This window comes from Mycobacterium sp., assembly GCF_032162105.1.
GTDB lineage: Bacteria > Actinomycetota > Actinomycetes > Mycobacteriales > Mycobacteriaceae > Mycobacterium.
The window spans coordinates 1-8,884 of the sequence record NZ_JAVRPS010000339.1 but is presented as its reverse complement, the minus strand read 5'-3'; the positions used below and the strand labels follow the sequence as shown (position 1 = coordinate 8,884).

At 69.7% G+C, this 8,884-nt stretch carries 8 protein-coding genes; 3 read left to right on the top strand and 5 right to left on the bottom strand.

The genetic code is table 11. The features are described 5' to 3' along the window. From QOC69_RS17340 to QOC69_RS17330, 3 genes are all read right to left on the bottom strand, one after another. A partial coding sequence (locus QOC69_RS17340) for a fructose PTS transporter subunit IIB (protein ID WP_526441732.1) occupies window positions 1–754 on the bottom strand: 754 nt, incomplete at its 3' end. A 4-nt stretch (window positions 755–758) separates the two neighbouring features. Then, complete coding sequence (pfkB, locus tag QOC69_RS17335) at window positions 759–1,751, bottom strand: 1-phosphofructokinase (protein ID WP_526441730.1); 993 nt, start codon at window positions 1,749–1,751, stop codon at window positions 759–761. Further along, a complete protein-coding gene (locus tag QOC69_RS17330) occupies window positions 1,748–2,527 on the bottom strand; it encodes a DeoR/GlpR family DNA-binding transcription regulator (protein WP_526441728.1) in 780 nt (259 codons plus the stop codon). Before QOC69_RS17330 ends, pfkB begins: the two co-directional genes overlap by 4 nt. A 42-nt stretch (window positions 2,528–2,569) precedes the next feature. Here QOC69_RS17330 and QOC69_RS17325 point away from each other — a divergent pair, with 42 nt between their 5' ends. Both QOC69_RS17325 and QOC69_RS17320 read left to right on the top strand, forming a co-directional pair. Beyond that, window positions 2,570–4,315, top strand: coding sequence for a phosphoenolpyruvate--protein phosphotransferase (locus tag QOC69_RS17325; RefSeq protein ID WP_526441725.1), 1,746 nt, complete (start codon window positions 2,570–2,572; stop codon window positions 4,313–4,315). 103 nt (window positions 4,316–4,418) lie between these two features. Beyond that, window positions 4,419–5,396: a pirin family protein gene (locus QOC69_RS17320; RefSeq protein WP_526441723.1), complete on the top strand. Its 978-nt coding sequence runs from the start codon at window positions 4,419–4,421 to the stop codon at window positions 5,394–5,396. On the opposite strand, the gene QOC69_RS17315 is transcribed toward QOC69_RS17320, so the two are convergent. Together QOC69_RS17315 and QOC69_RS17310 are read right to left on the bottom strand one after the other, a co-directional pair. Then, the gene (locus tag QOC69_RS17315) at window positions 5,393–7,546 is read right to left on the bottom strand and encodes an FUSC family protein (protein ID WP_526441721.1); all 2,154 of its coding nucleotides are present in this window, start codon (window positions 7,544–7,546) and stop codon (window positions 5,393–5,395) included. The genes QOC69_RS17320 and QOC69_RS17315 overlap by 4 nt on opposite strands. Window positions 7,547–7,577: 31 nt before the next feature. Further along, window positions 7,578–8,147, bottom strand: coding sequence for a TetR/AcrR family transcriptional regulator (locus tag QOC69_RS17310; protein ID WP_526441719.1), 570 nt, complete (start codon window positions 8,145–8,147; stop codon window positions 7,578–7,580). Between the two features lie 187 nt (window positions 8,148–8,334). Between QOC69_RS17310 and QOC69_RS17305 the strand changes: the two genes are divergently transcribed. Beyond that, the coding region (locus QOC69_RS17305) for a TetR/AcrR family transcriptional regulator (RefSeq protein WP_526441717.1) at window positions 8,335–8,884 on the top strand (550 nt) is incomplete at its 3' end.

The following is an 8,884-nucleotide window of genomic DNA, read 5'->3' as shown; positions in this document are numbered from 1 at the left end:
CGTTGATCGCACGCTTGACCCCGGACGCGATGACCGGCTTGCCCGCGAAGCGACCTCTGTCCTTGACCCCGACGTCGGTGGCGAAGATGACGGCGGCCGCGCCGGCGATGGTCTCGGCGGGCAGCGGAGTGCTGCCCGCCGAGCCCTGCGTCTCGACCTGCAGATCGACACCGGCCTTGTTGCCAGCGGCGACCAACGAATCGGCGGCCATGTAGGTGTGCGCGATGCCGGTGGGGCAGGCGGTGACGGCGACGATCGTCCGCTTCTGCTCCTGGGCCACCGGCGCCGCAACGGGCGCGGCAGGGGCGGGGTTGACCACACCTTCGACCAGGTCGACGATCTCGGCGGCCGACGATGCGTTGCGCAGCGACTCGACGAAGTCCTTGCGCACCAGCGCTCTGGCCAGGCTCGACAGCAGCTTCATGTGTTCGGCGCCACCGGATTCCGGCGCCGCGATGAGGAAGGCGAGGTCGGCGGGTCCGTCGGGTGCGCCGAAGTCGACCTTGGGTGACAGCCGGGCGAAGCCGATGGTGGCCTCGTCGACGTAGGGAGATCGGCAGTGCGGGATGGCCATCCCGCCGGGCAGTCCGGTGGCTGATTGAGCTTCGCGCGCCATCGCGGCGGCGATCAGCCCCGCGCTATCGGTGGCACGTCCGGCGGCGGCGAGTCGGCCGGCGAGCAGGCCGATGACGGCCTCCTTGTCGCCGCCGGCGTCGACGTCGAGGGCGACCAGGTCGGTGGTGATGATGGACATCTCGCTACTTTCTGGTGGGTTCGGGATGGGTGGACGCGGGCGTAATCGCATACACCCGAACGGCTTTGAGATCGATCTGGGAGGGAGACGGCAGTGCCGAGCCGGGAAGTGCGGCTGCTGCGCTGCCGTAGGCGACGGCCATCTGGAGCCGTTGTGGAGGGTCTGCCCCGCCGACTTCGGCGCGCAGGTATCCTGCCAGTGCGCTGTCGCCCGCACCGACGGTGCTGCGCGGCGTGATCGGCGGAGGTGTGGCCATCCAGCTCCCGGTCCGGTCGACGAGCACGGCGCCTGCCGCGCCGAGGGTGACCAGCACCGTGCGCGCGCCCCGGTCGATCAGTCGGCGCGCGGCCAGCACCACCGGGTCGGGATCGCCTGCGGCCGCCGCGCTTTCGAGTTCCGCAGGCGATGCGCCGACCAGCCAGGCGAGTTCCTCGGAGTTGGGCTTGATGACGTCGGGCGCGGCACGGCCGAACGCCGCGGCAAGGGCGTCGAGCGGACGCTCGGACGTGTCGACGGCGACCCGGCACGCGGCAGGCGCGAGCGTTGCGACGAGCTCGGCGTACCAGTCGTCGGGCATGCCCGGCGGCAGTGAGCCGGACAGCACCACCCACGATGCGCCTGCGGCGGCGGCGACCACGGCGCGGGTCAGGGCGTCACGTGCGGAGTCGTCGAGCGGCGCCCCCGGCTCGTTGAGTTTGGTCGTGGTGCCGTCGGATTCGGTGATCGCGAGGTTGGTTCGGACGGTGCCCGTCACTGGAACGCACCGGAACGGGACGCCGCTGGACTGCAGGGCCGCGACGATGGGGTCGGTGTCGGCGGCCGGCAGGACGGCGACGGCGTCCACTCCCGCCAAAGTGAGGGCGCGGGCCACGTTGACGCCCTTGCCGCCGGGTTCGGTGGTGGCGGAGGTGACCCGGTGCACCGCGCCACGGGTCAACGGCGCGCCGAGCGTGACCGTGCGGTCGATGCTCGGGTTGGGCGTGACGGTGACGATCACTCGGGGCCTCCCGCCATGACGACCTCGACGCCCTCGTCGGTGAGCATCGTGCGGTCGGCGTCGCTGATCTCGCTGTCGGTGATGAGCGTGTCCACGCTCGAGATCGGGGCGAAGCTGACGAAGTCCTCGCGGCCGACCTTGGTGGAGTCGGCGGCCACCACGACGTAGTTGGCGCAGCGAACCATCGCGCGCTTGACTGCGGCTTCCTCACTGTCGGGCGTGGACAACCCGTGCCGAGCGCTGATCGCGTTGGTGCCGATGAAGGCGATGTCGACCCGCATGGTGTCGAGCACCCGCAGCGCCTGCTCGCCGACCGCCGCCTGGGTGATGCCGCGTACCCGGCCGCCGAGTAGTTGCAGCGATACCGACGGGATGGCGGCCAGCCGGGCGGCGATGGGGACCGAGTTGGTGACGACGATGAGTTCCCGGTCGGTGGGCACCAGGGCCGCGATGCGTGCGGTGGTGGTGCCGGCGTCCAACAACACGCTCGCCCCGCTCAACGGGAAGAACTCGGTGGCCGCGGCGGCGATGGCGTCCTTGTAGTCGGCGCGGGTGGATTCCCGCTCGCCGACGCCCGGCTCGACGAGGTGCAGGGCGCGCACCGGAACCGCGCCGCCGTGCACTCGGCGCACGACGCCGGCCTTGTCGAGGGCGGCCAGGTCGCGACGGACGGTCTCGGTGGTGACGTCGTAGGCCTTGGCCAGTTCGGCGACCGAGGCACGGCCCCTGCTGATCACCATGGCGGCGATCGCGTCTTGGCGCTCTTCAGCGTACATGACCCTCCGCTTGTGTGGGATATCTGCGTTCTGAATGTTGATATGTTTGGTTTTACCCCTGACTGTGTTGACTTGTCAATCATTTCTTGTAACCTGGTTCACATGAGCACGCCATCTTCGACGACGTCACTTCGCGTACTGAAGGGGGTCCCGGCGGTCGGCGGGGTGCAGTACGCGCCGGTGATCCGGCCAGGCGCGCGCCCGCGGATCGACGGGGCACCGGTGGCCGAACTGGACGAAGCGGACCGCCCCGCAGAGGTGGCCCGATTCACTGCGGCCGCCGCTGCGGTAGCCGAAAGGTTGCGCGCGCGAGCCGGGCACGCGGCGGGGGTCGCCTCGGAGGTGCTCGCCACCACCGCGACGCTCGCGCAGGACCGGGCCTGGCTGGCGGACGCCGAGAAGCGGATCAACGGCGGCAGCCCAGCCGTGCAGGCGGTCGCGGCGGCGATCGACAAGATCGCGGCGATGTTCACCCAGCTCGGTGGGCTGATGGCCGAACGGGTCACCGACCTGCGCGACGTCCGCGATCGCGTCATCGCCGACCTCACCGGGCTGCCCGAACCCGGTGTGCCGGTACCCGACGTGCCGTCGATCCTGTGCGCCGAGGACCTGGCACCGGTCGACACCGCGGGTCTGGACGCCGCACTCGTCGTCGCACTGGCCACCACCCTCGGCGGCCCGACCAGTCACACCGCGATCATCGCCCGCCAGCTCGGCATCCCCTGCGTGGTGGCGGTCGCCGGACTCGATGCGGTGCCCGCAGGAACGATGGTGATGGTCGACGGCACGCTCGGCACGGTCACCGTCGAACCCGACGCCGATGCCGCAGCGCGCGCCGTCGAGGTGGCGCAGCGCGAGGCCGACCTCGCCAAGGGCTGGACCGGTCCTGGGGCCACCGCCGACGGACACGTCGTCGCGATCCTGGCCAACGTCCAGGACGGCGCAGCCGCCCGGTTGGCCCGTGAGACTCCGGCCGAGGGCGTCGGTCTGTTCCGCACCGAGCTGTGCTTCCTCAATCGCGACACCGAGCCCACCGTCGACGAGCAGGCACTGATCTACGGCGACGTGCTCGAGGCGTTCGACGGCCACAAGGTGGTCATCCGCACGCTCGACGCGGGATCGGACAAGCCGCTGAAGTTCGTCGGCCACCCGGAGGAGGCCAACCCCGCCATGGGTGTGCGCGGCATCCGCATCGCCGACGGCAACCCCGGCATCCTGACCCGGCAGCTGGAGGCGATCGCAGCGGCGGCACAGCGGACGGGCAGCTCGCCGTGGGTGATGGCGCCGATGATCGCGACGCCCGCCGAGGCGGAAGCCTTTGCCGCGCAGACCCGTTCGCACGGCCTGACGCCCGGCGTGATGATCGAGGTGCCCGCCGCAGCGCTGCTCGCCGACCGCATCCTCGCCCACGTCGACTTCCTGTCGATCGGCACCAACGACCTGACCCAGTACACGATGGCCGCCGACCGGATGTCGGCCGAGCTCGCGACCCTCACCGACCCCTGGCAGCCCGCGGTGTTGGCGCTGGTCGCCACGACGGCGAAAGCCGGTGCCGCGGTGAACAAGCCAGTCGGCGTCTGCGGCGAGGCCGCCGCCGATCCGCTGCTGGCCTGCGTACTGGTCGGCCTCGGGGTGTCGTCGCTGTCGGCGGCCGCCGCGGCGGTCACGGGCGTCGGCGCAAGACTCGCCCAGGTCACCCTCGCGCAATGCCGGGCGGCGGCCGATGCGGCGTTGGCGACGGCCAGTGCCGCAGACGCGCGTGCCGCGGCGATCGCAGCCCTGACCTAGGGGCCACTCCTAGGCGCTCGCCGAGGAACGGGTTGCGACTGCGGCGGAATTAATCGGACCGTAGTCCGGTTAACTTGGATACGTTCCGACCAAGGAGGTATCGATGCCAGCCATCACCGCCGACACGCTCACCCTGCCCCGGGTCGCCGGGCCCACGGCCTACGACACCGAACGCCCGGTGCGCTCCATCACCACCGGACCGCGGGGCTACGAGGGCGAGGGCTTCCCCGTCGTCCGCGCCTTCGCTGGCGTGAGTGCCACCGACCTCGATCCGTTCGTGCACATGGACCAGATGGGCGAGATCGAGTACCAACCCGGCGAGCCTCGTGGCACCGACTGGCATCCGCATCGCGGGTTCGAGACCGTCACCTACATGATCGATGGCCGTTTCGCCCACCAGGACTCGCACGGCGGCGGCGGTCTGATCACCGACGGCGCCACCCAGTGGATGACGGCAGGCTCGGGCATCCTGCACATCGAGACCCCGCCCGCCGAACTCGTCGAGAGCGGCGGCACCTTCCACGGCATCCAGTTGTGGGTGAACCTGCCCAAGAAGGACAAGTTCGCCACCCCCAGGTACCAGGCCATCGAAGGTGGCGAGGTCAGGCTGCTGTCGTCCGAGGACGGCGGCGCGCTGGTGCGCGTGATCGCAGGCGAGATCGGGGACGGTCAGCCAGGACCTGGTTCGACGTACACGCCCATCACGTTCGCGCACGCGACCATCGAGCCCGGAGCGCGGCTGAACATCCCGTGGAACCGCGACTTCAACGCGCTCGTCTACGTGCTGTCCGGCCGTGGCACGGCCGGCCCGGTGGCGCATCCGATCCAGCAGGGGCAACTCGCGGTGTTCGGTCCTGGCGACCGAATCTCGGTCGGCGCAGCGGAGGGCCAGGACTCGAACCGTCCCGCGATGGAGATTCTGATCCTGGGCGGCAAGCCGATTCGCGAGCCGGTCTTCCACTACGGCCCGTTCGTGATGAACTCCACGGCGGAGCTGGTCCAGGCCATGGAGGACTTCAACGCGGGCAAGTTCGGCGTCATCCCGCCGAACGCGCTGATGCCGCACACCACCGGTCGCTAGATGCGGCTGGCGACGGGCTCCACCGGTTCGGGGTAGAGCAACTCCAGCTCGCCAAGATTCGCCGCGACGGTGACCAGCGGGAGAGCGGCCGACACCGCCAGGGCGTCGCCACCCGACTCGGCGCGCAACGCCAGCACGAAGTCGTCGCTGATGGGTCCGAACTCGGCGCTGTTCGTGGCCCCGTCGAGGCGCTCGCAGATGGCGTCGGTATGGGACTCGAGTACCATTCGCACCCGCGGGTAGGCGGCGAGCGGCGGCGGCGCGACGTCGGCGATCAGCTCGGCCGCCGTACGCACCCGGATCGCACGGTTGGCGGCCCGGATCACCGGCGCGCGAAGGTCCGTCGACCCACCGCTCTCCGAAAGGTACTGGCGTACAGCGTCATCCAGCGTTCGAGAAGCCGTCATTGCATCGTGCCCGAGGGCGAAGACGCGGTCGTTGGCGGCCTCGGACGCGCCCCGGATGACGCGATGCACCGCTGCCCTCAGATACGTCGATCCGACCGCGCAGGCAGCGTCGATCGCGTTCGACACCGCCGCCGACGCGCCGCGCGGCCACACCAGTAGCGAGACCACGACGCCGACCAGGGCGCCGACCACCACGTCCTCCACGCGGATCAGCCCCACGCTCCAACCGGTCGGCACGATCACGTTGAAGATGATCAGCACCATCATGGTGAACATCGCCTGCCCCGCGATGAACGACGCCACCTCGGGCACGTACGCCGAACCAAACGCGACGATCGGCAGCATCGTCCACATCACTACGGGGTCGACGCCCATCAACTCGATGAACACCGCACCCAGCACGAAGCCGATCCCGGTGCCCGTGACGGCGCGCAGGACGCGGGTGCCGGTGGTGAGCGCGCTGCTGCGCAGCACCGACATGGCGCCCAGCACGACCCAGAAGCCGTGCTGGACGGGGAACACATGGGTGATCGCGACGGCGATTGCCAGGCCAAGCCCGGTGCGCAGGCTGTTGCGCACCACCACCGCGCGCGTGGCGACGAAGCCCGTGGTCAGGTACGCGATGGCCTGGGACTCCGACAACAACCGGTCGGACGCGCCGGACGCGGGGAGCCGGCGGCCCAGCACCCGGGCCCACACCGGCCGGGCATCGGCATCCGCGGCGATGCCGATGATGCGTCCGGTGGCGCCGACGCACGCCGAGATCGTCCGACGGGTCAACAACTTTCGTCCGACGCCGATCGCGGCGGCGTCGTTGTCCTCGTCGAGGATTTCGACGATGTCGTCGCGGTAGCGGCTCTGCGCGACCAACCGCTGGACGGCCAGCGCCAGCGCAAGGTCCCCGCGGACCTCGTCGCGTCCCTCGGCCTTTGGCGTGGTCAGCACGTTCGCCGAATCGCGCAGCACCCTCACCACGGAGTCCCGCATCTCGGCCAGCAGATCCCCTGAGGCGTCGGTGACGCGGTCGGAGAGCCACTGCAGGTCGTCGACCACCCGCACCAGCGCGCGACTGCCCGCGGTCAGTGCGACGGGCCGGAAGTCCGCACCGAGGAAGTTGGCCCGCAGTGCCCCCATCGCCGAGGACACGTCGTCAGCCGACGCGACGCCGTCCAGTCGGTCGGCCAGCGTCCGGCACACCGACGCGGCGTGCCTGCGCAGATCGTCGTGATGTCGCGGCGGCAGCAGGAACAGGGCGGCGGGCACGGCGAGCGCAAGCGCGATCAGCCACCCGAACAGCCGCTCGGGGATCGGCCCTGGTGGGGTGCAGACCGGCAGCACGAACGTCAACAGCGTCGACCGCTGCCCGGCCGCGACGATCTCGCTGAGTACGCCCGAGAACGTCACCGCGACCGCGAGCAGGAACATCGTGGTCACGGCCAGCCAGGGGATGGGTGCAACCAGCGAGCCCAGGGTGATGAGCACGGCGCCGTTGAAGCCGAGGCCGCCATAGGCCACCGCCCTGGCCGCGCGGTTGCCGGGAAAGTCCACCATGACCAGCAATGACACCGAACCGAAGATGGCGAACATGGGTGTCTGCGAACCACCGCCGACCGCGAACGCGACGGCCGCCACGATGGGCACCACGATCGCCGCCCGGACCGCACGGCGCAGCGCGTCGCGTTCGGGATCGCGTTCGTTGATCCGGTTCACCGCCCGGCGCCATAGGCCAGCCGGGTTCAGCATGCACCGGATGGTACCGGCGGGATGGGCGCCATCAGCCGTCGTTGGGGAGCGTGCCGAACCTGCCCGAATCCAATGCGTTGAGGAGTTGGTCGGCGATCCATTCGATGTCGCCTGGGGTCCGCGGCGGCAGCGCGGCCTGCTCGTAGCCGACCAGAAGGTAAAGCGCCCACGACGCGAACACCTGCGCCTGGTGCGCGTTTCGCAGGATCTCGAACGCCGATTCGACGAGGAAGTCGAAACGCTGCCGGTCGACGGCCGCCTGCACCGCGCGCACCTCGGCGTCGATGGCACTCCACACCCGGATCGCGCCCTCGGCGCTGTGCGGCAGGGCGAGCCCCTCCTTGATCAGCGAGCCGATGCGACGGCGCGGATTCGGTTCGGCCCGGATGACGTCGATGACGCTGACGGTGCGGGCCTGCCGCCAATGCGCGATGAGCGCCCGGGTGTATACCGACCAGCTGGTGAAGTAGTGATAGAAGGAACCGGTCGTGACGCCGAGCCGATTGCAGACCTCGGCGAGCTTCAGTCCGCCGTATCCGAGGTCGGACAGGACGTCGAGGCCGGCGTCGAAGTACGACTGTCGGGTTACGACGCTCGCCATGGCGTCACCATAGTTGTCGGATGGTGGAGCGCACCTTTTGTGGGTGCCCATCTGCGCCGGCAAATCGCCAGTCGGGATCCAAGGCACATGTGGCCGTCACAGACGAAGGTTTGCTGAGGGAAATACGTTCTACCCTTCCGCAACCATTTACCTCGGAGACACCGGTGACGTGTGGCACAATTTGACTGTGCCGTATACCGCGACCCGGGGTCCAGGACGTCCGCCTGCAGCTAAGGCGGCGGAGACCCGTGAGCGCATCGTCCGCGCGGCACGCGAGGTATTCAGCGAACTTGGTTACGACGCAGCGACATTCCAGGCAATCGCGATACGTGCAGACCTGACGCGACCTGCAATCAATCACTACTTCGCGAGCAAGCGTGTGCTGTACGGCGAGGTGGTGGACAAGACCAACGAGATGGTGGTCGCTGCCGGGATGGCGAAGGCCGAGGTGGAGACGTCGCTTCTGAAGCGGCTGTCGGCCTTCTTCTCGGCCGCGATGCAGGCCGAATCCCGCGATCGTTCGGCCGCCGCCTTCCTGGTCACCTCGGTACTGGAGTCGCAACGGCATCCCGAGCTCAGCCGCGACGAGCACAACTCCCTGAAGACGTCCCGTGCGTTCGTGACGTGGGCGGTCTCCGACGCGATCGAGCGCGGTGAGCTCACCACCGAGACCGACGTCGCGACGCTCGTCGAGATGCTGATCGCGGTGATGTGGGGGATGGGCTTCTACGCGGGCT

Excerpts from the sequence above, each read along its gene's own strand:
- QOC69_RS17330 (WP_526441728.1), bottom strand. The coding sequence starts at position 2,527 with ATGTACGCTGAAGAGCGCCAAGACGCGATCGCCGCCATGGTGATCAGC.
- QOC69_RS17325 (WP_526441725.1), top strand. The coding sequence starts at position 2,570 with ATGTTTGGTTTTACCCCTGACTGTGTTGACTTGTCAATCATTTCTTGT.
- QOC69_RS17320 (WP_526441723.1), top strand. The coding sequence starts at position 4,419 with ATGCCAGCCATCACCGCCGACACGCTCACCCTGCCCCGGGTCGCCGGG.
- QOC69_RS17315 (WP_526441721.1), bottom strand. The coding sequence starts at position 7,546 with ATGCTGAACCCGGCTGGCCTATGGCGCCGGGCGGTGAACCGGATCAAC.
- QOC69_RS17310 (WP_526441719.1), bottom strand. The coding sequence starts at position 8,147 with ATGGCGAGCGTCGTAACCCGACAGTCGTACTTCGACGCCGGCCTCGAC.